The sequence below is a fragment of the Bacillus sp. FSL H8-0545 genome (assembly GCF_038006105.1).
In the GTDB taxonomy this organism is placed as follows: Bacteria; Bacillota; Bacilli; order Bacillales; family Bacillaceae_G; genus Bacillus_A; species Bacillus_A cereus_U.
In genome coordinates, this window is the sequence record NZ_JBBOUO010000001.1 from 883,718 (window position 1) to 903,822 (window position 20,105).

Consider the following 20,105-nt stretch of genomic DNA (forward strand, 5'->3'; position numbering starts at 1 on the left):
AAATGCACTGGGGGGACCTGGTGCTTTTTTCTTTTGTGTGGGGGTGTGGGATTAGTTGTAGACTAATGGTCAGCGACTGTCTATATTTGCATCTCCTATCATATAATTCCCCTTATTTTTTAACTATGATTTTAATGACGAACTTCTTTTTGTTGGGAAAGCACGTAAAGTAAGACAACGTATTAAAAAGCATTTTGAAGATAATGTATCACCAATTAAAAATCATCGTGATGAAGTGTATTGTATTGATGTATGTATTGTAGAAGATCCGATGGAAAGAGAAATTTACGAAACATATATGATTAACGAATTTCAAGCGAAGTATAATGTGGATAAAGTATTTTATAAATAACATCAACGTAAAACATGATCTTGGTACTACATCAAGATCATGTTTTTTATATGTAATAAAAACGATTGATTATTCTTAATCATTCGACAAAATACAACAATTTAAGATGGTATTTTTTGTTATGATAAGTAAGGAATTTACATATCGTGTTATTGGGGGATAAAAAGAGATGTTGAAAAAATTTACTACATGTATTTTAGGTGGCGCTTTAGTATTCAATTTATCTGGTTGCGGCAATACATCCGACAAAACTTCTTCAGAATCTAAAGAAACCAATTCTAAACAAGAAGAAAAGAAAGTGCAAACAACTGATGAGGCGAAAACGAAAGAGAATACAAAGCAGAAAAATACAGAACAAACAAAAGAGAAATCAAAAATAAAAGAAAAAGAGTATGCTGTAAACAAGGATTTTCATACACCTAAATTTGATGTAACTGTAAAAAGAGTTGTAGAAAGAGATAAGGTTGGTAAAGAAAGTATAGGATTCCAAAAACCTGAAGATGGACATGTCTTTATTGTTGTAGAAGCAGAAGGGAAAAACATCACAAACGAACCGATGAAATTAGCCGTTTTACCATCAGTGGATTTAGTGGATGAAAATGATAATGCTTACCAAAGTGATGTGTGGGCAGCTAGTAGTTATGGGGTTGAAAAAGGCGAGACCTCTACTATTACTAAGGAATTAAAACCAGGGGAGGTAAGGAGAGAAAGTAAAGTTTACGTGATTAATAAAGAAAAATTTGATACAGGAAAATGGTATGTACTTGTTAACCATGAGTATAAGGAACAAATTAAATAGTGTTTATTTATTAAGAGGAGATGGCTCCTCTTTTTTTTGTTACAAGTTAACACGAAATTTCATTCTGAGGACACTATTAAATTTTTAAGTTGATGGAGATAGGACGCTACCCCTAGATGAAGAGATTACTATTTTCAAATCAGTTGGTTTGGCTGTAGTAGATATTATCGTTGCGAATTATTTGTATGAGAAAGCGGTGGATAATATTCATTCAGTAGCCCAAGAGTTTGAGAGAATGGATAATGAACTTCACAACACTTTTCGCTAATGTGACAACCTACGTAAAGGTAAAATGGTAGGAGGAATATGATGAGTCAAGATATTGAAAAACAAATTAATCAAGTAAATCAAAAGTTAAGAAGTGTATTTGAAGAACAAGGCCGAAATCAATCCGCGATTCACATTCAGGAGCAAGCGGAAGCAGATTTTTATGAATGGAGAGGTCGAAGCCATCGTTTGTTTGATCGAATTTTAGGAACTTGGCATGGTGATAGAGAAATGTCTCAGTTTTTTATGAATACATATCAAGATGCAAAACATATTGAAAGAAAAGTCACATCTGAATTGGAAAACAAAAAAGAAACGTTGCTTAAAGAAAGACGAGACCTTAGTGATTTAGAAAACGACCTTTCTTATCAACAACAAAAATTAGCAAGGGAGGTTAATGCATGAGTTTAAATATGTATTTAGGAGAAGTACAAAGCCAAACTCAAAGCATGAATGCTGTATGTATCGCTACCATTCAAGGCATGGAACAAGCGATTCAGTCAATTGACGCTTTTGCAATTGATACTGTGTTACAAGGGCTAACATATAGTAGTGCAAAAGCATTTTTTGTTCAAACCTTTCGTCCTTTAGCGCAAGGAATCATTTATTTATGTGAAGAATTAATCCGTCAGAATGATGCTTTTCCAAGTCAATTTCAATCAAAGATAGCTTCAACTGATGTCATTGAACAAGAGTTACTAGAACAAATTCGAGAAATTGACCGAATGAAAGCAAGTATGGAAGCCATCAATCAAGCTATGCCAATCCCGGGTATGGACGCTATGGCGAATCTTTTTACTGTCATGAGGAAAAAACTGCAAGAAAAATTAGAACATCTATATGAATTTAATTATACTTCTAGTAGTAATTATGATACTGCACTCCAACTAGCCGCTAGCATTGCGACAGGTTTGGCGGAAGTTCAAAGTGGAAAAGGCTTTAGTCCTGCAAGTGGTACATTTAGTACGCAAGGGTTGAATATGGAGTGGACAACTTCTATTCAAGCGATTACAGAAGAAAAAAAACATCATTCTAAAGAAACCAGTATTATAGAAGAAACGTTGTTTGATAAACTTAAAGATACTGTTGAAAATAACGTAGAAGCGATGGATCAGTTGTACGAAAAATTTATTCGCCAGATAGAAAATACTCCTATTATCGGGCAATATCATAACTACAAAAAAGGGCAAAATGAAGCGGTGTTAGATGAACTTAAAGGGATATTAAACACAATTTTACATCCAATAGATAGTGTTGAGGGCGCTGTGTATGCTCTTTCTCACATCGACGAAACATTTGCTGCTGTAGAACAAGCAATTTCTGATTCGTGGAATCAAGATGTTGTAAATGGAGATTGGAATAGCAGAGCTAAATGGGTTGGAAATGTAGAGATGCAAGTTAAATTAGCAATTGCCGAATTATTTGTAGGAACAAAAGGTGTAGATAAAATTTCAAAATTAGGTAAAGTATCAAAGTTAGGCAAAACCTCAAAACTTAGTGAAAGTGTAAACTTTATACAAGGTATTAAAAACGTAATAAATTTCGATAAGTTTAAGCAAAGTGTTGACATGCTGAATAATATTCTAATGCCAAAAAATCAATTTGCTCTTGCCGATACCAATGCATTTAATCTAAAATCTTTTGATTACAGTACTTTTAATAAAGCCAAAGATACTTTTTCATTTGCTGAAAACATAGATAGATCCAATCAATATAGTCCACGTGTATTTGATGGTGATTTAAAGAAACACGAAGATAAAGGCGGACATTTAATAGAAAGACATGTTGAAATACCTGATGAGGCATTGGCTCAACGATTAATAGATGATCAGAACATCACTGGGTCTTCATCTTTTAATGATTTAGAAAAAGCCCAAAAAGTTGCTGATGCAGTATTAACTAATCCTCAAAATATACGTAAAATAGAAAGGTGGCTAGCTGATCCCTACAGCCCACCAACTTTAGCGTTAAGGTATAGAGGTGATGAAATTATTGGTCGATCTATATTAAGAACATCTGAAGATGTTTTAGAGGTAACGAATGCTAAAATTGTCTTAAAAAAAGATGGAGAAGGAAGTTATATTAGAACAGGATTCCCCATAAGATAGAAATTTAGGAGGCTATTTATGAATGATAAAGATTATATTTATGAAGAATTAAGTGATTTTTTAGATGGAACATTCCATCAAGATATGGGAACACCAGAAAAAGCCTTACACGAATTTATAGAAGAAGCTCACAAAATTTGTATAGAAAATACTATAAATTACATAACTGCATTTTTAAACAGTGATCTATCCACGGAAAAAAAAGAAGAATTCATTGAATATTATACAGATATTTATTTTCCTGCTTTAAAACTAGCTCCCCTAGAATGGCTTGAACAAACAGGTGAAACATTAAAACAAGCATTAAAAAATACTTAGTGAAAATCGACCGCTTATAGTAGGCGGTCTTTTCTTCTTCTTAATTTACATTCACATACGTATTGCTAACTGGGGTATCGCCAAATGCCATCGAGATAAAATTTTGAAGTACCCCCAAAATGAAAATTTTCTTTCTCTAGAGTTAGTTACTTTGAAAAGTCGGCAGTTTTTTCGTTTTGGCGCTGAATTTTGCGGAATTTGTCAGTAAATCGATATGTTGTGCCGAAACGTCGATATATTCGAAGTTACGATCGATATAATTGAATAATCGTTGATATATTTTTGTAGAGAGTGGGATTGGTTGTAGACTAATGGTCAGCGACTGTCTATATTTGCATGTCTTATCATAAAATTTCCCTTATATTCAAATATAATTTTAATGACATGTTAGATTATATATTCCGTCCTTAATATATTTAAAGGGTGATTGGGTATTAAGATTAACTAATAGAATGAAAGATTTGGATTAAATGCACCTATATTATTAAATTCGGGAATAATATCTCTAACGCTGAAAAGATATTTGATTTAGGGGTTATTTTCAGTATTTTAGAAATAATCAAAGCGAGAAAAAGTAGAATGTTTCATGATTAGAATTGATTATATGCTAATATTCAATAGAAAGATTAAATATTTAAAAATTCATAATAAAATCTTAGAGTATGTTTGGTGAAATCAACCAATTCATATTTTACTCATTATGTATTTAAAGGGGAAATGAAAAAAACTTGGTCAACAGTAGCAGGGTGGTTTAATTAACATGAAAAAAAGTATAGATTTTAATAAGAAAGCTTTTGCACATTATATGGCTCTTTATCCTGTAAATGAAATAAGAGTCCACGTAATTGGTCTGGTCCTTTTGGGGGCAGACGTGTTTGTTCTTTTGCCTGCTTTTGCGAATCCTTTTCGATTACTCTATGTATATATAGTAACTCCGCCAGTTATTTTTTTAAATTTGTGGGCGATATGGATTGCTATCAATCCTCGGAAACGACAATTACAATACACTCTATTTCGAGGAGTATATGGCACCATATGTTCAGTGGGATTATTGGTTATAACTCAAAAATATGCTTATGAAGTGTTACAATTACAAACTCCCATCTATTTTATTCTTTCATTTGGTTTGTATGGTTTTGCTTTGTATCATTTTTATAAAAACCATATTGAAAAACTTCAGGAACCAAGAAAAAAATCAAAATCATCGAAAGGAACTGGTGGTGTAAAAGTAGCAGCTATTGCAGCGGGATCGGGGCAGTTAATTGCTAATATAATTCTTAGCATTGCAACACAACAGATGGGGGCAATTGTATTTATGTGTGCATGCACAGTGTTTTCGTTTGCTTTGTTTTATATGATTATAGAACTCCATAAGTATTATTATTTACGGAAGCATATAGAAGATGGGGGGAAAATACGTATAGGCTTTTAAAGAGAATTTGTTGCATTTCAAGTATATAATCGCATTCTTCTTATGGAAGCCATTCACGAGACTTATAGCAATAAAAGATGTATAAGTGGAAGATTATATTCTAGTAAAACATCTGAAGGAATGGAAATTAGGTTTGTTCTTATTAATGATAAGATTATAACTGTTTATCCAATTTATTAAGGAATGTGAGGTACTCAAAAATGAAAGTAACTACTCAGCCCATAGTTAAAAATGCAAGACAATATAGAGGTAATTGCCAAGAAGCACTCCCCCTAAGTTTCAGATGAAATTAAATGATTGAATATTTATATTTAAATAATCGACTATTTATGCTTTAATATTTCTATGTACATAACTGGGATAATTAGGAATTTGTATTTAATATGTTTTAAGAAAGGGGAATGTTTTTTTATGGAAACTCCAGAAAATCAATTTAAACGTGCACTTAATCCTTGGTTCTCCATTTGGACAAAACCACGTGATACAATGAAAGAAATTTTTATATCCAAACCTAAGAATGTGTTTTTACTCATTTTATTAGGCTCATTCGTACAGACTTTAGATCGAGCATCTTCTAAAAATGTGGCGGATTCAATAAGTAGTCCATTTTCAATAATCTCAATAGTTATATTCGGTACCTTCATTGTTTTCTTAACTTATTATTTTTTGCTACCAGCGTTATTTAATTGGGTGGCAAAAAAACTTGGTGGACAAGGTACCTTTGAAAAAACACGTTACTCAGTTGCCTATTCTTATATCCCTTACGTTTATTCTCTTATATTAGTTTGGATGCCTTCATTTTTCTTGTTTGGGATTGAAAACTTTACGAGTGAGACACCGAAAATGGATAGTAGCATAACTTTAACGATTTTGTTTCTTATTTTTGCCATAATTGATGTAGTTATTGGAATTTGGACAATCATTATTTCCTTAAAATGTTTAGGAGAAGCACACCAATTTTCAGCATGGAAAGCATTATTAACAATAATAGTGTCCTTTATGATTATCATTCTTCCTTTGGTAATAATAGTATTTCTTATAGTAGGGGTTATAACCCTGTAATAATTTATTTGCTTCTTATGAACTTAGAACTTTAATTGAAGTTTGGGGACAAGAACAAAAAATGTATAAAAATAATAACTAAAAAATTAACTTTTATAAAAACACTTAAACTAAAATGCTTCTTAAGCGTGGGTCCAATAGCTCACGCTTTTTATTTTGGGTGACTATAACATTTATTTTTAAAATTTATAATCATACTATTTGTTACGAACAAACTTTCAAAGAATCTATTGGTGCTAAAGCTAATTGAAGGCGTATTAACAATTTGAGAGTAGTTATTGATAAGAATGGAAATGTAATAGCTGTGGTTCTTGTTGAAGGAATTAATCAACCTCTTATGGTTTACGGTAGAAAACAGGGACAAGTGAATGAAAATAAAATGTGGGATTACGTGTCTTATCCATATCCTCAAGGAAAATTGTCTAAAGAATACAATGTATTTTTTAATCATAATCAAATTGCTAGTTTGTTTTTTAAAGGTTTTGAAACAGTTGAAGAGTTAGAGTTAAGAAATAAACTAGCAAAATTTTAATGAAAAGGTAGATTAATTATATGTTTTCAGGATTTCAATGGTTTCCTAAAAAATGGGGAAAAAGAAAAGTTTCAGAACAGTTTCATCAATCAAAGTTTGCTGATGAAGGTAAAGGTATTTTGATTACTATTTATGCTATAGATTTGTATTTTATATCTATTCCTTTAAAGGTAAAAAAATATAATTAGTTTTAAACATATATATATTCTTTATTTGAAGATGGGGGTAGTACCCCTAAAATTTGAATTTACAATATTAATTTGTTTCTAGTCTTAAAAATGAATAACTTTAACATTGATAAGGATTTTGAGATAAGTCATACGAGATACTTGTAAGCCTTAGCTGAAGTGTAAAATTAATTAAATATCTATCAATGGATATAATTTTTTATTATAGTTATTTTTATAAGTTTAATGGTGAAAATTTTATTGGGAATAGAAGGGGTAATGATGGTGAAAATTTTTAAAAATACGATTTTATTTGTTTTGTGTTTAGTAATTCTTAGTGGTTGTTTTACAAGAGAGGGAACTATTGTTGGTGGTAAAGTTCATGGTTCTTCAGATAGTGTATCAGGTAGTATATCTGGAGATTATAGAAAATTTACTGGATCTGCAACTCAAGATAGGAAAGTTAAAAAAGGTGAGAATTGGATTTTTTCTTTTGATGATAAAACTAAACAAGGAACTATAATTGCTTATGTTGTGGATTCAAATGATAATACAATACTAGAGTTTAATAGTGGCGAAGGCGAAAAAAATATTAAAGTGCCTAAGGATGATACATATAAGGTTAAAATTAAAACGGAAGAACATGGTGGGGAATTTCGAATATCATGGAAAAAAGAAAAATAGTTTTTTGATTGAAAAAAGCATCTAAAGATAGATGCTTTTTTTTAGTCTTTAATTAAATAGTTTTGAATCTGTATTCTGGTGAAATATATAGTAATCATGTTTTTTAAGTAGAAAATCGAGTGAGAATCAGCTCCAATTTAATTCAAAGAATTATTAAGTAATTTTTTTAAATCTGATTGTATATCAAATTTTTCTTTATGTTGATCATATATGATTAGATATAGAAATTATCTAGTATATTATCTTTTTCTTCCTTATTGATGCCAATATATTTAAGTGTAATTTATGAGGTGCTATGATTGAGTATTTCTTACAACATAGCGAAATCTTTTGTTTATTTATAGAACCAATAGCCGAAGGTTTTGCGCATGGTGTGAGTCCCAATAGATTCGATACCAGCAAAATCTTTGGCTTTTTGAAATTTTTGATAAGCCTAGATTTTATTAATGGGTGGATCTTCTTTTCGAGAAGGGAATAATATTTCACAGAAGGTGTAAAATGGGATGTTGATTTAGATGGTGATGGTGAAGATGATAGTATTAAGGATATGGTGAAAACGGGTGCGAAAAAAGCTTGGTCAACAGTAGCGGGGTGGTTTAATTAACATGAAAAAAATACAGATTTTAATAAGAAAGCTTTTGAATATTATATGGCTCTTTACGCTGTAAATGATATAAGATCGACTATAATTACTCTTGTGATTGGGATAACAGATATATTTGTGCTTTTGCCTGCTTTTGCGAATCCTGTTCAACCGATATATATGTACATAATAGTTCCACCAGTTGCTTTTTTAAATTTATGGGCAATATGGATTGCTATCAATCCTCGGAAACGACAATTACAATACACTCTATTTCGTGGGGTATTTGGCATCGTATGTCCAGTAGGATTATTAGTTATAACCCAAAAGTTTGCATATGGAATGTTAGGGTTACAAACTCCAATCTATTTTGTTTTTTCAGTGGGTTTGTATATGTTTGCTTTGAATTATTATTATAAAAATCATATTAAAAAACTTCAGGAACCAATCAAAAAATCAAAGTCATCGAAAAAAAACTCTGGTTTCGGAGTAGTGGCTTTTATAGGATTGGGTCAACTCGTTGCTAATATCAGTCTTGGTTTTGCAACACAAAAGATGGTAGCAATTGTATTAATGTGTGTATACTCAATGCTTTCGTTTATTTTGATTCATTTTATTATGGAACTCCATAGGTATTATTATTTAAGGAAGCATATAGAAGGTGGAGGTAGAACACATGAAACCTTTTAAAGAGTCTGTATTGAATTTTAAGTATATAATCGCGGTTCTCTTATAGTCAGTAAAGACTATGGAAAAGAAAAGGGAGAAGCAACATCATGAATATAGAATTACATTTAGATAAAGGAAGGATGGGGAATTATGCAATTTTCTAAAGAAAAATTTTCACCAAATGGTTCTATTGTTCTGTTAAAAGGTGGGACGAAGAAAATTGTGATTTATGGAAGAAAATAAAAACTTATGGTTAAAGAGCCTGTAATGTATGACTATATTGTCTGTTTTTATCCAGAAGGCTACATTAATCCTGATTATACATTTGTATTTAATCATGAGGATATTGAAGAAATTATATTTGTAGGTTTTATAGATGAGGAAGAAGAGGCGTTTGTAGGATTGCTTAATTGAATATGATCTAGAAATAGGTGACCTCCAAATTCCGATAAAACTAGCAATCTCTACGCCGAACTTGGTTAAATTATAAGCGGGGAAAAAGCTGGACACGAAAATGATGAAGAGATTACTATTTTCAAATCAGTTGGTTTGGCAGTAGTAGATATTATCGTTGCGAAGTATTTGTATGGGAAAGCGGTGGAGTGCGGGATGGGGAATAGGATTGAGTTTTGAGACTGCCTTTTGGTGGTCTTTTTTGCATAAAATCTTGTAAAGCAAGAAAAAGTAGAATATTTAATGATTAGAATTGAATATTCATATTCTAATATTCAATAGAAAGATAAAACGTTTAAAAGTTCAGAATAATACATTATAATACGTTTGGTGAAATTAACCAATATATATTTTGCTCATTATGTATTAAAGGTGAGATTATAATAGGCGGGTATGGTTATAGATTCCATGCAGGTGAAGAATCAGGTTTTTCCGCAACCTCACCTAACGGTTATGGCGGGGGATTTTCATTTAAGTTTGAGAAGGAAGCGAGATAATAGAATGCGAAAATTTTCAAAAATAGTTATATGTGTTGGTGCGTTAATATGGTGATAAGGCATTATGGTTTGATGCTGGTATAGGTACTACGGAAAATTTTGAAGATGATTTTGGATGTTCTGGAGAATTAGATGAAATGATAAAAAAACCTGATAAGTCAGTAACCGAAATTGAAAAAGAGGAGAAAGCAAAAAACCACGAGTAGTTCTTGCAACTACTCGTGGCTTCTGTACCCTATTTTAGAAAGAGCATATGTTAACTAGCTTTGAATATAAGGGGATTTCCAATGAAGAAAGTAATGATTTTGGTTGTATCTGTTGTGATGCTCATAGCAGGAGGGCATTTTACTATGGAATACTTAAAGAAAAAAGAAAAAGAAGAAAAGTTTTGGAAGGTACAAGAGGCACGGATAGAAAAGTATATTCGTTATAATATTGAAGATGTAAAATCTATTACGTTTACAAAAAAAGATGTAAGTCCAATGGGCGTTCCTTATTTAGAAGGCCATATAAATCATAATAAAGAATTAGATTTTATAGCTAGTATAAGTACTACAGAAAATTTCGAAGATGATTTCACACGTTCTGGAGAACTTGGAAAACTAATAAAAAAACCAGCAAAGTCTGTATCCAAAATTGAAAAAGAAGAGAAAGAAAAAAGACAAGAGTAGTCTTTGAACTACTCTTTTTTGTATCCCATTCTAAGAAAAATGCATTGGTAAGTGTTTTTTATAAGGAGAATTTCCAATGAAGAAAGTAATGATTTTAGTTGTATCTGCTGTGATACTCATAGCAGGAGGGCATTTTACTATGGAATACTTAAAACAAAAAGAAAAAGAAGAAAAGTTTTGGAAAGACCAAGAAACACGGATAGAAAAGTATATTCGTTATAATATTAAAGATGTGCAATCGATTACTTTCACAAAACATGAAGTAAATCCGATGGGAGTTCCTTCTGTGGATGGATATATAAATAATGATAAAGAATTGAATTTCTCAGCTAGTATTAGTACTACGAAGAATTTTGAAGATAAACTTTCACGTTCTGGAAAATTAGGGGAACTTGTAAAAAAACCTGAAAAATCAGTATCTGAAATTCAAAAAGAAGAGAAGAAAAAGAAACAAGAGTAGTCTTTGCGATTACTCTTTTATTTTTATTATAGAAAAATAAAAGAGTTGAAAATATGAATGTGAACTAATAATAAAAAGTTTGCTTTCATATTAGAAAAGGTTAGTCCCTCACTTCACTCCAGTTAAAAACCTCACACCCAAAAACAAAGGGGAACTCAATTGTTCAAGCTCATATAAAGTTTCAATCTTGTCTAAGCATCCATTAGGATATACAATTGATCATCTATTTTTCTTTACATAATCTCCAGATACAGTCCATATCAACTATAGATTCTTGTCTTATGCTAAATGTAATCAAAAAGCAAGTAGATAAAGATAATGACTAAAACATTAACTCTAGATACTTTTTTGATGAATATTACAAATAAACAGGAGGTAATGAAAGATGTTTAAAACATTATTAGCAGGAGCACTTTTAAGTACAGGATTGGTAGCGGGAGGTGCAGTAGGTGCAGATGATGCGAAAATGGACAATTTAAAATCAAATGAAGGTAGTTCAAATCAAGTAATTACACAGAGTGCAGATGGAACAACGTCTTTCTCACAAAACTTTGATTTACCTAAAGATGCAGTGCCAGCAACTCCTAAAGGAGACGCAAAAACTGTTGAAAGACCAGAAGGTACAGGTTCTCAAGAAGGGAAAATGGTACCAACAAAAGAAGGTACAGGTTCTCAACCTGGATTTGAAATGGGAGCCCCTGAAAAACCAGAGCATGCAAAAACTGTTGAAAGAACAGAAGGTACAGACTCTCAAGAAGGAAAAATGGTGCCAACAAAAGAAGGAAATTAAATAATATATAGTTATAACGAAGAGCATCCAAAAAGTGGTGCTCTTTTTATATTATAGGGATTAACTAGTTTTACTCAATATAGAACTGTAGGAGGAATTGAGGCTAGAACATGGGGGACTATCTCTTCAAATCATGGTGTTTGAAGCACTAGTTTTGGTGGTAACGTTACAACATAAACATTTTATTAGAGATTTTTTAAATTTACATACACTCTAGATAAACTACATATCAACTTCAGATACTTGTTTTATGATACAAGTAATCAAACAAAAGGAGGGCAATACAAAATGATTACAACAGTATTAACAGGGCACTCTTTTAAGTACAGGAGATTATTAACAGGTGGAGCAAATGTTAAAGATGTACAGACAGATCAACATATTCCATATAAACAAGATGAATTGCAGCAAACTCTAGAAAAGTACGATTCGAAGAAATTTGAGTTATAAAAAGAAAATAGATAAATATAGTGAAAATAGATAAATTGACAAGAGAAAAGCACTTTGTGTATATCACAGGTGCTTTTTATTTTCATTTTGATATAGGGCTTGAATTAAATTTTCACACTAAAATATATACGGCAAAAAGGGGGGAGTACATTGCACAAAATTATTTATGGAATATTAATTTTAATGTATACTTTGTATTCATTTTTTGTAAGTGATGGAAGTGAAGTAAGGTTTATTATGCTGTTAACTATAGTACTTATCTTTTCTGTGGTTTTAGAAAAAGGAAATGCAAACAAAACGACTGATTAAAGGTCGTTTTGTTTGCATTTTTTAGTTGGCTATTACAGTCCAGATGTTTTAGGGATAGCACCAAATTTCGTTTTTGGGACACTATTAAATTTTTAGTTGATGAAAACACCCGCCTAAAATAGAAAACTTTTAACCTATTATCATTTATTCCGTAGCTTTTAAGGTATTTAACACGACTTTGGTTGCGTCTGCAATAAGTTTATCATCGTATTTAGCATCTTCTTTATCATGATTAGAAAGTATGGCGAGAACAATCGGCTTTTTATTTGGTGGCCAAATAATTGCGATGTCATTTCTTGTTCCGTAAGATCCCGCGCCTGTTTTATCAGCTACTTCCCATCCTTTTGGTACGCCCGCACGAATCAATTTATCTCCAGTTGTATTTCTCTTCATCCAATCTACTAATAGTTCACGTTTTTCTATTGGAAGTGCAGTTCCTAATGTAAATGATTGAAGTGTCTTAGCTATCGCTTCTGGTGTACTGGTATCATGTGTTTCTCCTGGATGCACTTCATTTAATTCAGGTTCAAATCGTTCTGAAGTAGTAACAGTATCTCCTATTTCTTTCAAGATTTTTTCAAATTCAGAGGGCCCCCCTAACTGTTTAAGAATCAAATTATGTGCTGTGCTGTCACTATATCGAACAGAAGCATCTGCAAGTTCTTTTAACGTCATTCCTGTATCAACATGCTTTTCAGTAATCGGATTATAATTAGAAAGATCTTCATGAGTATACGTAATCCTTTGATCAAGAGCTTCTAATGAGTTCTTGCGTAAAAGAGCGCCCACAGCTAATGATTTAGATGTAGATGCAAATGCAAAACGATCATCTGAATGATAAGCAACAGTTTGATTCGTACCTGTGTCCAGTGCATAAATACCAAGCTTAGCATCATATTCTTTTTCAAGTTTAGCAAAAGATTGATTACCTGTATTTTCTTGTTTAATTTGATTAGCTTGATTCGTTTGTTTAGGTGGTTCAGATTGAGTGTTACTATTGGAACAGCCTATAAGTGATACACATGAAAGTAATACTACAGGCACAATCTTTTTGTAATGTAAAATGTTAAAGAACTTGTTTAAAACGAACATAAATTTTCAACCTCTTTCAAGAATATATGGATTTTGTCTAGGTATTCTAAATACCAATGCAATTAAAGATGGCATAGGGTAACAATACTACTGCAGCTAAAATTTCACAGGTTAAAGGACATCCAAAACGTTTATCCCGCTATTCGCCGGGCAGTAAGACCCCTACCTCAAAATTCAGCGGAAGCAAAGAAGTTAGGTGGGGGTCGGGCTGCCCGTAAAAGCCCGATTGGTGAAGGCTAATAATCAGTGGGGGGATGAACAAAACCCCCACTGATTAAAGTTTCACTTTATATGATTGATAAGTCACGGTTTGGATTATTTCTTTTTTATTTTCACTTGTAATGGTTCACCTGTGAAAGTATTAAACTTGTAATACTTAACCGTAGTATTACGATGCATATTTTTCACTTTTTGGGATAATAAGTCCTTTCATTTTTTTGTAATACATAAAAATAGATGTCAAACGGGATATGTTGTATCCAATTTGGACAACTCATATTAGAAATACACTTATTAGACACTCTAAGTAATAAATTTGTTCCACTTTAAGATGAGGAAGAATTTGGGGTTTGTAAAATAACAATGGAACTACGTGTTTTTTCGTCATACAAAAACCTCTACATATAAGTAGAGGTTTTTAAATTATATATGAATGAATTATGCTTTTTTAGATAAAGCAAATCGAGTTCAGGTAAAAGAAGAACATAGAAGAAACGTTGTTTGATAAACTTAAAGATACTGTTGAAAATAACGTAGAAGCGATGGATCAGTTGTACGAAAAATTTATTCGCCAGATAGAAAATACTCCTATTATCGGGCAATATCATAACTACAAAAAAGGGCAAAATGAAGCGGTGTTAGATGAACTTAAAGGAATATTAAACACAATTTTACATCCAATAGATAGTGTTGAGGGCGCTGTGTATGATCTTTCTCACATCGACGGAACATTTGCTGCTATGGAATGAAAGATTTGGATTAAATGCACCTATTATTACATTCGGAAATAATATCTCTAACGCTGAAAAGATATTTGATCTAGGTATTCTTTTCTATATTTTAGAAACAATTGAAGCAAGAAAAAGTAGAATATTTAATGATTAGAATTGATAATATTCTAATATTCAATAGAAAGATAAAATATTTAAAAGTTCAAAATAATACAGTATAATATGTTTAGTAAAATTAACCAAAATATATTTTGCTTATTATGTATTAAAGGGGAAATGAAAATGGCTGGACAAATTCGTATGTCACCAGAGGAGCTTAAATCAAAAGCGACTCGATATGGACAAGGTGCAAATCAAATTGAGGATATTTTACGTCAATTACAAAACTTACAAAATGAATTAAGAGGAGAATGGGAAGGTCGTGCTTTCGAAGGTTTTGATCAACAGTTCAATGAATTAAAGCCAAAAGTACAAAACTTTGCACAGCTATTGCAAGAAATTAATATGCAGCTTAATAAAACTGCAGAGGCTGTTGCTTCTCATGATGAAGAATTATCACGTAATTTCGGTTTGAATTAAAAACGCTTTATTCTATATAACAAGCATTTCAAATGAGCCATACAGCTTATATTGTATGGCTCATTTGATTGCGTGCCCAGCGAGTGATATTGATAGGGATATATATTTAATGAGATTTCTTTGATGCGTTTGGAAAACTTATAGAAAGGGTTTGAAAGAATGGGACAATTTCAAAGTAATTTACAAACAGCAACGCAAATTGCTACGAAAATGGGATCAGCTTCTGATAGGATTCAAGGTGCAACAACTCGTTCTATAACAAAGGCGACGCGTACAACATTATCTGTTAATTTGAAAGCACAAGAAGCGAATCAGCAAGTTTTAGACTTGACGAAACAATTTTCCACTGCCTTTCAACAAGCGGTTGATAATATTCATTTGGTATCTAATGAATTTGAGAGAATGGATAACGAACTTCACAACACTTTTCGCTAATGTAACAACCTACGTAAAGTAAAATAGTAGGAGGAAAAAGATGGATCGAGATATTGAAAACAAAATTACACAGTTAAATCAAAAGTTACGAAGTGTATTTGAAGAACAGGACCGAAATCAATCTGCGATTCAAAAACAGGAAAAAGTAGAAGAAGATTTTCATGTATGGAAGAATCAAAACCATCGTTTGTTTGATCGTATTTTAGGAACTTGGCATAAAGATAGAGAAATGTCATTGTTTTTTATGGATATGCGTCAAGAAGCACAATACATCGAACGAAAACTTACATTTGAATTGGAAAGCCAAAAAGAAACATTGTTTAAAGAGAAACGAGATCTTAGTGACTTAGAAAATGATCTTTCACATCAGCAACAACAATTAGTAAAGGAGGCTAATTCATGAGTTTAAATATGTATTTGGGAGAAGTACAGAACCAAACTCAAAGTATGAACGCTGTATGTACGGCCACCATTCAAGGTATGGAACAAGCAATTCAGTTTTGCAACTGATACTGTGTTACAGGGGCAAACATATAGCAGTGCAAAAGCATTTTTTGTACAAACCTTTCGTCCTTTAGCGCAAGGAATTATTTACTTATGTGAAGAACTAATCCGTCAGAATAATGCCTTTCCAAGTCAATTTCAATCACAGGTAGCTTCAACTGATGTTATTGAACAAGAAGTGTTAGAACAAATTCGAGAAATTGACCGAATGAAAACAAGTATGGAAGCTGTTAATCAAGCTATGCCAATGCCGGGTATGGATGCCATGGTAAATCTTTTTATTGTTATGAGGCAAAAACTGCAAGAAAAGCTGGATCATTTGTATCAATTCAATCAGACCTCTAGTAATAATTATAGTACAGCACTTCAATTAGCAACTAGCATTGCTGCAGGTCTTGCGGAAGTTCAAAGTGGGAAAGGGTTTAGTGTTGTCAGCGGTACATTTAGTACACAAGGATTGAATATGGATTGGACGGGTCCTATTCAAAAAATTACAGAAGATAAAGCTCGTGAAGTTGAAAGGTTAAATAAGGATTCTGAATCTGGTGAAGTAGACAAAAAAGAGTCATTTTTAGGTATGACTGGCTTTGATCCGATGGTACCATTAGATGGAATGGGGAATATATTCGGAACACTTTCAGGTGCAGCTGCAGTAGGGAATACAGTTTATAAAGTAAGGAATGGTTATGAGATAAAAAAAGACTTTGATAGAAAAAACAAACGAGTTCTTGTAAGAGAGAGTTATGATTCTGTTAAAGATAATAAAAAAGTTAATGGACGGCATAGAGATCATAAGATTTACTATGTAAATGATATCGAAAAAAAAATCGAAAATGGAACAGCTACTCCTAAGATAAAAGAAATAGAAGCTATGTTAAAAAAAGGAAGCGCAGCTAAAATGGCCTTAAAGGATAGGCTTGGATGGGCTAGTGTAGCTATAGATTCATATACAGATACAAGTGATAATATTAAAGATAATGCCTCGAGTGATAAAATTGCAGGAGATATTATTGGTAATGTTGTAGTAGGAGGAGCAACAACTGTAGGGGCTGCGGTTCTGACCGTTGCCGCTTTTCCTGCTGCACCAGCTTTGGTAGTTGCAGCAGCAGGATTCGGTATTTCAGTAGGATTAACATACTTAACAGAAGGTGTAAAATGGGATGTTGATTTAGATGGTGATGGTGAAGATGATAGTATTAAGGATATGGTGAAAACGGGTGCGAAAAAAACTTGGTCAACAGTAGCAGGGTGGTTTAATTAACATGAAAAAAAATACAGATTTTAATAAAAAAGTTTTTGAATATTATATGGCTCTTTATGCTGTAAATGATATAAGATCGACTATAATTACTCTTGTGATTGGGATAGCAGATATATTTGTGCTTTTGCCTGCTTTTGCGAATCCTTTTCAACCGATATATATGTACATAATAGTTCCACCAGTTGTTTTTTTAAATTTATGGACAATATGGATTGTTATAAATCCTCGGAAACGGCAATTACAATACACTCTATTTCGTGGGGTATTTGGCATCGTATGTTCAGTAGGATTATTAGTTATAACCCAAAAGTTTGCATATGGAATGTTAGGATTACAAACTCCAATCTATTTTGTTTTTTCAGTTGGTTTGTATATTTTTGCTTTGAATCATTATTATAAAAACCATATTAAAAAACTTCAGGGACCAATCAAAAAATCAAAGTCATCGAAAAAAAATTCTGGCTTCGGAGTATTGGCTTTTGTAGGATTGGGTCAACTCATTGCTAATATCAGTCTTGGTTTTGCAACACAAAAGATGGTAGCAATTGTATTAATGTGTGTATACTCCATGCTTTCGTTTATGTTGTTTCATTTCATTATGGAACTCCATAGGTATTATTATTTAAGGAAGCATATAGAAGGTGGAGGTAGAACACATGAAACCATTTAAAGAGTCTGTATTGAATTTTAAGTATATAATCGTGGTTCTCCTATAGTCAGTAAAGACTGCGGAAAAGAAAAGGGAGAAGCAACATCATGAATATAGAATTACATTTAGATAAAGGAAGGATGGGGAATTATGCAATTTTCTAAAGAAAAGTTTTTACCAAATGGTTCTATTGTTCTATTAAAAGGTGGGACGAAGAAAATTGTGATTTATGGAAGAAAACAAAAACTTATGGTTAAAGAACCTGTGATGTATGACTATATTGGCTGTTTTTATCCAGAAGGCTACATTAATCCTGAGTATACATTTGTATTTAATCATGAGGATATTGAAGAAATTATATTTGTAGGTTTTATAGATGAGGAAGAAGAGGCATTTGTAGGATTTCTTAATTGAATATGATCTAGAAACAGATGACCTTCAAATTCCGATAAAACTAGCAATCTCCACGCCGAACTTGGACAAATCATAAGCGGGGAAAAAACCGGACGCGAAAATGATGAAGAGATTACTATTTTCAAATCAGTTGGTTTGGCAGTAGTAGATATTATCGCTGCGAAGTATTTGTATGAGAAAGCGGTGGAGTGCGGGATGGGGAATAGGATTGAGTTTTGAGACTGCCTTTTGGTGGTCTTTTTTGCATAAAATCTTGTAAAGCAAGAAAAAGTAGAATATTTAATGATTAGAATTGAATATTTATATTCTAATATTCAATAGAAAGATAAAGCGTTTAAAAGTTCAGAATAATACATCATAATGCGTTTGGTGAAATTAACCAATATATATTTTGCTCATTATGTATTAAAGGTGAGATTATAATAGGCCGGTATGGTTATAAATTCCATGCAGGTGAAGAATCAGGTTTTTCCGCAACCTCGCCTAACGGTTATGGCGGGGATTTTCATTTAAGTTTGAGAAGGAAGCGAGATAATAGAATGCGAAAATTTTCAAAAATAGTTATATGTGTTGGTGCGTTAATAATGATTATAATGGGCATGAATGTACATGATACATGGAAGGATAGGATTTATTTTTCTTTAGCTGTACTTTTTGTTACCGTACTTTCTTTACTATGGAATATAGTTGCTCATAATATTATGGATAAATTTAAAAAAGGAGAATAAATAGCTATGAAACTTTTACCGATTGGAACAGTAGCAGGGTGGTTTAATTAACATGAAAAAAAGTATAGATTTTAATAAGAAAGCTTTTGCACATTATATGGCTCTTTATCCTGTAAATGAAATAAGAGTCCATGTAATTGGTCTTGTCCTTTTGGGGGCAGACGTGTTTGTTCTTTTACCTGCTTTTGCGAATCCTTTTCGATTACTCTATGTATATATAGTAACTCCTCCAGTTATTTTTTTAAATTTGTGGGCGATAGGGATTGCTATCAATCCTCGGAAACGACAATTACAATACACTCTATTTCGAGGAGTATATGGCACCATATGTTCAGTCGGATTAGTGGTTATAACTCAAAAATATGCTTATGAAGTGTTACAATTACAAACTTCCATCTATTTTATTCTTTCATTTGGTTTGTATGGTTTTGCTTTGTATCATTTTTATAAAAACCATATTGAAAAACTTCAGGAACCAAGAAAAAAATCAAAATCATCGAAAGGAACTAGTGGTGTAAAAGTAGCAGCTATTGCAGTGGGATTAGGCGCAATAGGTTTGAAAGGTAGCGTTGGAAAAGAAACTGGTATAACGGTTCCTGCTTTAGAGGGTTTTACTGTGGGAAGTAGTTTAAAATTTGAAAAACCTGAGGAGAAAAAATGATATGAAAACTCCATCGTATAAACCATTATATATTTTAGTTTATGTCGTAATATCTGTATCTATTATAGGATTAATGATTACTCCATCCAACAATTTGTGGGAAAAATTGTTAGGAACTATCGTTCTCATTCTTTTGGGAGCAGGTTTAATATGTTTTTTAAAATTCGGACGGTGGGCGCAAGAGAAATTTTATGATAAATTTACAAAAAAACGGGATTAATATAAGACT

Annotated in this window: 23 protein-coding genes and 9 pseudogenes; 30 read left to right on the forward strand and 2 right to left on the reverse strand. The window is 32.1% G+C overall.

Features of this window, described 5'->3' with window-relative positions; all coding sequences use genetic code 11:
* Window positions 1-130: 130 nt before the first annotated feature.
* From MHI07_RS04575 to MHI07_RS04625, 11 genes and pseudogenes are all read left to right on the forward strand, one after another.
* Window positions 131-352: pseudogene (locus MHI07_RS04575) on the forward strand (nucleotide excision repair endonuclease); the annotation flags it as partial.
* A gap of 169 nt (window positions 353-521) precedes the next feature.
* Window positions 522-1,151 (forward strand): hypothetical protein, encoded by a 630-nt coding sequence (locus MHI07_RS04580; RefSeq protein ID WP_002069205.1) that lies wholly within the window; start codon window positions 522-524, stop codon window positions 1,149-1,151.
* A 124-nt stretch (window positions 1,152-1,275) separates the two neighbouring features.
* Window positions 1,276-1,419, forward strand: coding sequence for a TIGR04197 family type VII secretion effector (locus tag MHI07_RS04585; protein ID WP_176107997.1), 144 nt, complete (start codon window positions 1,276-1,278; stop codon window positions 1,417-1,419).
* 41 nt (window positions 1,420-1,460) lie between these two features.
* The gene (locus MHI07_RS04590; protein WP_340822194.1) at window positions 1,461-1,823 is read left to right on the forward strand and encodes a DUF3958 family protein; all 363 of its coding nucleotides are present in this window, start codon (window positions 1,461-1,463) and stop codon (window positions 1,821-1,823) included.
* Window positions 1,820-3,526 (forward strand): RNase A-like domain-containing protein, encoded by a 1,707-nt coding sequence (locus MHI07_RS04595; protein WP_340822196.1) that lies wholly within the window; start codon window positions 1,820-1,822, stop codon window positions 3,524-3,526. Before MHI07_RS04590 ends, MHI07_RS04595 begins: the two co-directional genes overlap by 4 nt.
* 18 nt (window positions 3,527-3,544) lie before the next feature.
* Window positions 3,545-3,844 (forward strand): contact-dependent growth inhibition system immunity protein, encoded by a 300-nt coding sequence (locus tag MHI07_RS04600; RefSeq protein ID WP_016101713.1) that lies wholly within the window; start codon window positions 3,545-3,547, stop codon window positions 3,842-3,844.
* A gap of 760 nt (window positions 3,845-4,604) precedes the next feature.
* On the forward strand, window positions 4,605-5,276 hold the full coding sequence (locus MHI07_RS04605; protein ID WP_002114720.1) for a hypothetical protein: 672 nt from the start codon (window positions 4,605-4,607) through the stop codon (window positions 5,274-5,276).
* 411 nt (window positions 5,277-5,687) lie between these two features.
* A complete protein-coding gene (locus MHI07_RS04610; RefSeq protein WP_002114719.1) occupies window positions 5,688-6,338 on the forward strand; it encodes a Yip1 family protein in 651 nt (216 codons plus the stop codon).
* Between the two features lie 265 nt (window positions 6,339-6,603).
* Window positions 6,604-6,870 carry a DUF4176 domain-containing protein gene (locus tag MHI07_RS04615; RefSeq protein ID WP_002114713.1) on the forward strand — a complete coding sequence of 89 codons (267 nt, stop codon included), beginning with the start codon at window positions 6,604-6,606 and terminating at the stop codon, window positions 6,868-6,870.
* A gap of 20 nt (window positions 6,871-6,890) precedes the next feature.
* On the forward strand, window positions 6,891-7,058 hold the full coding sequence (locus tag MHI07_RS04620; protein ID WP_000490950.1) for a hypothetical protein: 168 nt from the start codon (window positions 6,891-6,893) through the stop codon (window positions 7,056-7,058).
* A gap of 261 nt (window positions 7,059-7,319) precedes the next feature.
* Window positions 7,320-7,721: a hypothetical protein gene (locus tag MHI07_RS04625; protein ID WP_002202960.1), complete on the forward strand. Its 402-nt coding sequence runs from the start codon at window positions 7,320-7,322 to the stop codon at window positions 7,719-7,721.
* Between the two features lie 214 nt (window positions 7,722-7,935).
* On the opposite strand, the pseudogene MHI07_RS04630 reads toward MHI07_RS04625, so the two are convergent.
* A pseudogene (locus MHI07_RS04630) lies at window positions 7,936-8,199 on the reverse strand (tyrosine-type recombinase/integrase); the annotation flags it as partial.
* Window positions 8,200-8,370: 171 nt separating this feature from the next.
* Here MHI07_RS04630 and MHI07_RS04635 point away from each other — a divergent pair.
* The 9 genes and pseudogenes from MHI07_RS04635 (at window position 8,371) to MHI07_RS04675 (ending at window position 12,603) form a co-directional block, all read left to right on the forward strand.
* Complete coding sequence (locus MHI07_RS04635) at window positions 8,371-8,994, forward strand: hypothetical protein (RefSeq protein ID WP_078175221.1); 624 nt, start codon at window positions 8,371-8,373, stop codon at window positions 8,992-8,994.
* Window positions 8,995-9,123: 129 nt separating this feature from the next.
* Window positions 9,124-9,387, forward strand: a pseudogene (locus MHI07_RS04640) (DUF4176 domain-containing protein).
* A 48-nt stretch (window positions 9,388-9,435) separates the two neighbouring features.
* Window positions 9,436-9,606: pseudogene (locus tag MHI07_RS04645) on the forward strand (ornithine cyclodeaminase family protein); the annotation flags it as partial.
* 370 nt (window positions 9,607-9,976) lie between these two features.
* Window positions 9,977-10,129 (forward strand): annotated as a pseudogene (locus MHI07_RS04650) (DUF1433 domain-containing protein); the annotation flags it as partial.
* A gap of 81 nt (window positions 10,130-10,210) precedes the next feature.
* Window positions 10,211-10,594, forward strand: a complete 384-nt coding sequence (locus MHI07_RS04655) for a DUF1433 domain-containing protein (protein ID WP_078175222.1) — start codon at window positions 10,211-10,213, stop codon at window positions 10,592-10,594.
* 76 nt (window positions 10,595-10,670) lie between these two features.
* Window positions 10,671-11,054, forward strand: a complete 384-nt coding sequence (locus MHI07_RS04660) for a DUF1433 domain-containing protein (protein WP_078175223.1) — start codon at window positions 10,671-10,673, stop codon at window positions 11,052-11,054.
* Window positions 11,055-11,439: 385 nt separating this feature from the next.
* Complete coding sequence (locus tag MHI07_RS04665; protein ID WP_078175224.1) at window positions 11,440-11,844, forward strand: alpha-ketoglutarate permease; 405 nt, start codon at window positions 11,440-11,442, stop codon at window positions 11,842-11,844.
* A gap of 288 nt (window positions 11,845-12,132) precedes the next feature.
* Complete coding sequence (locus MHI07_RS04670; RefSeq protein WP_340822208.1) at window positions 12,133-12,294, forward strand: hypothetical protein; 162 nt, start codon at window positions 12,133-12,135, stop codon at window positions 12,292-12,294.
* A 150-nt stretch (window positions 12,295-12,444) separates the two neighbouring features.
* A complete protein-coding gene (locus MHI07_RS04675) occupies window positions 12,445-12,603 on the forward strand; it encodes a hypothetical protein (protein ID WP_002159080.1) in 159 nt (52 codons plus the stop codon).
* 144 nt (window positions 12,604-12,747) lie between these two features.
* On the opposite strand, the gene blaIII is transcribed toward MHI07_RS04675, so the two are convergent.
* Complete coding sequence (gene blaIII / locus MHI07_RS04680) at window positions 12,748-13,695, reverse strand: class A beta-lactamase BlaIII (RefSeq protein ID WP_078175225.1); 948 nt, start codon at window positions 13,693-13,695, stop codon at window positions 12,748-12,750.
* A gap of 704 nt (window positions 13,696-14,399) precedes the next feature.
* On the opposite strand from blaIII, the pseudogene MHI07_RS04685 reads away from it, so the two are divergent.
* The 10 genes and pseudogenes from MHI07_RS04685 to MHI07_RS04730 all read left to right on the forward strand — a co-directional run.
* Window positions 14,400-14,660 (forward strand): annotated as a pseudogene (locus MHI07_RS04685) (hypothetical protein); the annotation flags it as partial.
* A gap of 267 nt (window positions 14,661-14,927) precedes the next feature.
* Entirely contained in the window at window positions 14,928-15,224 is a 297-nt protein-coding gene (locus MHI07_RS04690; RefSeq protein WP_000918597.1) for a WXG100 family type VII secretion target, read from the forward strand.
* A gap of 159 nt (window positions 15,225-15,383) precedes the next feature.
* A complete protein-coding gene (locus MHI07_RS04695) occupies window positions 15,384-15,659 on the forward strand; it encodes a TIGR04197 family type VII secretion effector (protein ID WP_078175282.1) in 276 nt (91 codons plus the stop codon).
* A gap of 40 nt (window positions 15,660-15,699) precedes the next feature.
* Window positions 15,700-16,062: a DUF3958 family protein gene (locus MHI07_RS04700; RefSeq protein WP_078175281.1), complete on the forward strand. Its 363-nt coding sequence runs from the start codon at window positions 15,700-15,702 to the stop codon at window positions 16,060-16,062.
* A pseudogene (locus MHI07_RS04705) lies at window positions 16,059-17,424 on the forward strand (T7SS effector LXG polymorphic toxin). The gene MHI07_RS04700 and the pseudogene MHI07_RS04705 overlap by 4 nt, the downstream one beginning before the upstream one ends.
* Window position 17,425: 1 nt before the next feature.
* Complete coding sequence (locus MHI07_RS04710; RefSeq protein ID WP_070169883.1) at window positions 17,426-18,094, forward strand: hypothetical protein; 669 nt, start codon at window positions 17,426-17,428, stop codon at window positions 18,092-18,094.
* 129 nt (window positions 18,095-18,223) lie between these two features.
* On the forward strand, window positions 18,224-18,487 hold the full coding sequence (locus MHI07_RS04715; protein ID WP_070146215.1) for a DUF4176 domain-containing protein: 264 nt from the start codon (window positions 18,224-18,226) through the stop codon (window positions 18,485-18,487).
* Window positions 18,488-18,497: 10 nt separating this feature from the next.
* Window positions 18,498-18,706: pseudogene (locus tag MHI07_RS04720) on the forward strand (ornithine cyclodeaminase family protein); the annotation flags it as partial.
* Window positions 18,707-19,267: 561 nt separating this feature from the next.
* Window positions 19,268-19,768, forward strand: a pseudogene (locus MHI07_RS04725) (hypothetical protein); the annotation flags it as partial.
* Between the two features lie 109 nt (window positions 19,769-19,877).
* Window positions 19,878-20,096 (forward strand): hypothetical protein, encoded by a 219-nt coding sequence (locus tag MHI07_RS04730; protein ID WP_000856860.1) that lies wholly within the window; start codon window positions 19,878-19,880, stop codon window positions 20,094-20,096.
* The last annotated feature ends 9 nt before the right edge of the window (window positions 20,097-20,105 follow it).

Coding starts and splice junctions, on each gene's coding strand:
- MHI07_RS04580 (WP_002069205.1), top strand. CDS start 522: ATGTTGAAAAAATTTACTACATGTATTTTAGGTGGCGCTTTAGTATTC.
- MHI07_RS04590 (WP_340822194.1), top strand. CDS start 1,461: ATGAGTCAAGATATTGAAAAACAAATTAATCAAGTAAATCAAAAGTTA.
- MHI07_RS04595 (WP_340822196.1), top strand. CDS start 1,820: ATGAGTTTAAATATGTATTTAGGAGAAGTACAAAGCCAAACTCAAAGC.
- MHI07_RS04600 (WP_016101713.1), top strand. CDS start 3,545: ATGAATGATAAAGATTATATTTATGAAGAATTAAGTGATTTTTTAGAT.
- MHI07_RS04605 (WP_002114720.1), top strand. CDS start 4,605: ATGAAAAAAAGTATAGATTTTAATAAGAAAGCTTTTGCACATTATATG.
- MHI07_RS04610 (WP_002114719.1), top strand. CDS start 5,688: ATGGAAACTCCAGAAAATCAATTTAAACGTGCACTTAATCCTTGGTTC.
- MHI07_RS04620 (WP_000490950.1), top strand. CDS start 6,891: ATGTTTTCAGGATTTCAATGGTTTCCTAAAAAATGGGGAAAAAGAAAA.
- MHI07_RS04625 (WP_002202960.1), top strand. CDS start 7,320: ATGGTGAAAATTTTTAAAAATACGATTTTATTTGTTTTGTGTTTAGTA.
- MHI07_RS04635 (WP_078175221.1), top strand. CDS start 8,371: ATGGCTCTTTACGCTGTAAATGATATAAGATCGACTATAATTACTCTT.
- MHI07_RS04655 (WP_078175222.1), top strand. CDS start 10,211: ATGAAGAAAGTAATGATTTTGGTTGTATCTGTTGTGATGCTCATAGCA.
- MHI07_RS04660 (WP_078175223.1), top strand. CDS start 10,671: ATGAAGAAAGTAATGATTTTAGTTGTATCTGCTGTGATACTCATAGCA.
- MHI07_RS04665 (WP_078175224.1), top strand. CDS start 11,440: ATGTTTAAAACATTATTAGCAGGAGCACTTTTAAGTACAGGATTGGTA.
- MHI07_RS04670 (WP_340822208.1), top strand. CDS start 12,133: ATGATTACAACAGTATTAACAGGGCACTCTTTTAAGTACAGGAGATTA.
- blaIII (WP_078175225.1), bottom strand. CDS start 13,695: ATGTTCGTTTTAAACAAGTTCTTTAACATTTTACATTACAAAAAGATT.
- MHI07_RS04690 (WP_000918597.1), top strand. CDS start 14,928: ATGGCTGGACAAATTCGTATGTCACCAGAGGAGCTTAAATCAAAAGCG.
- MHI07_RS04695 (WP_078175282.1), top strand. CDS start 15,384: ATGGGACAATTTCAAAGTAATTTACAAACAGCAACGCAAATTGCTACG.
- MHI07_RS04700 (WP_078175281.1), top strand. CDS start 15,700: ATGGATCGAGATATTGAAAACAAAATTACACAGTTAAATCAAAAGTTA.
- MHI07_RS04710 (WP_070169883.1), top strand. CDS start 17,426: ATGAAAAAAAATACAGATTTTAATAAAAAAGTTTTTGAATATTATATG.
- MHI07_RS04715 (WP_070146215.1), top strand. CDS start 18,224: ATGCAATTTTCTAAAGAAAAGTTTTTACCAAATGGTTCTATTGTTCTA.
- MHI07_RS04730 (WP_000856860.1), top strand. CDS start 19,878: ATGAAAACTCCATCGTATAAACCATTATATATTTTAGTTTATGTCGTA.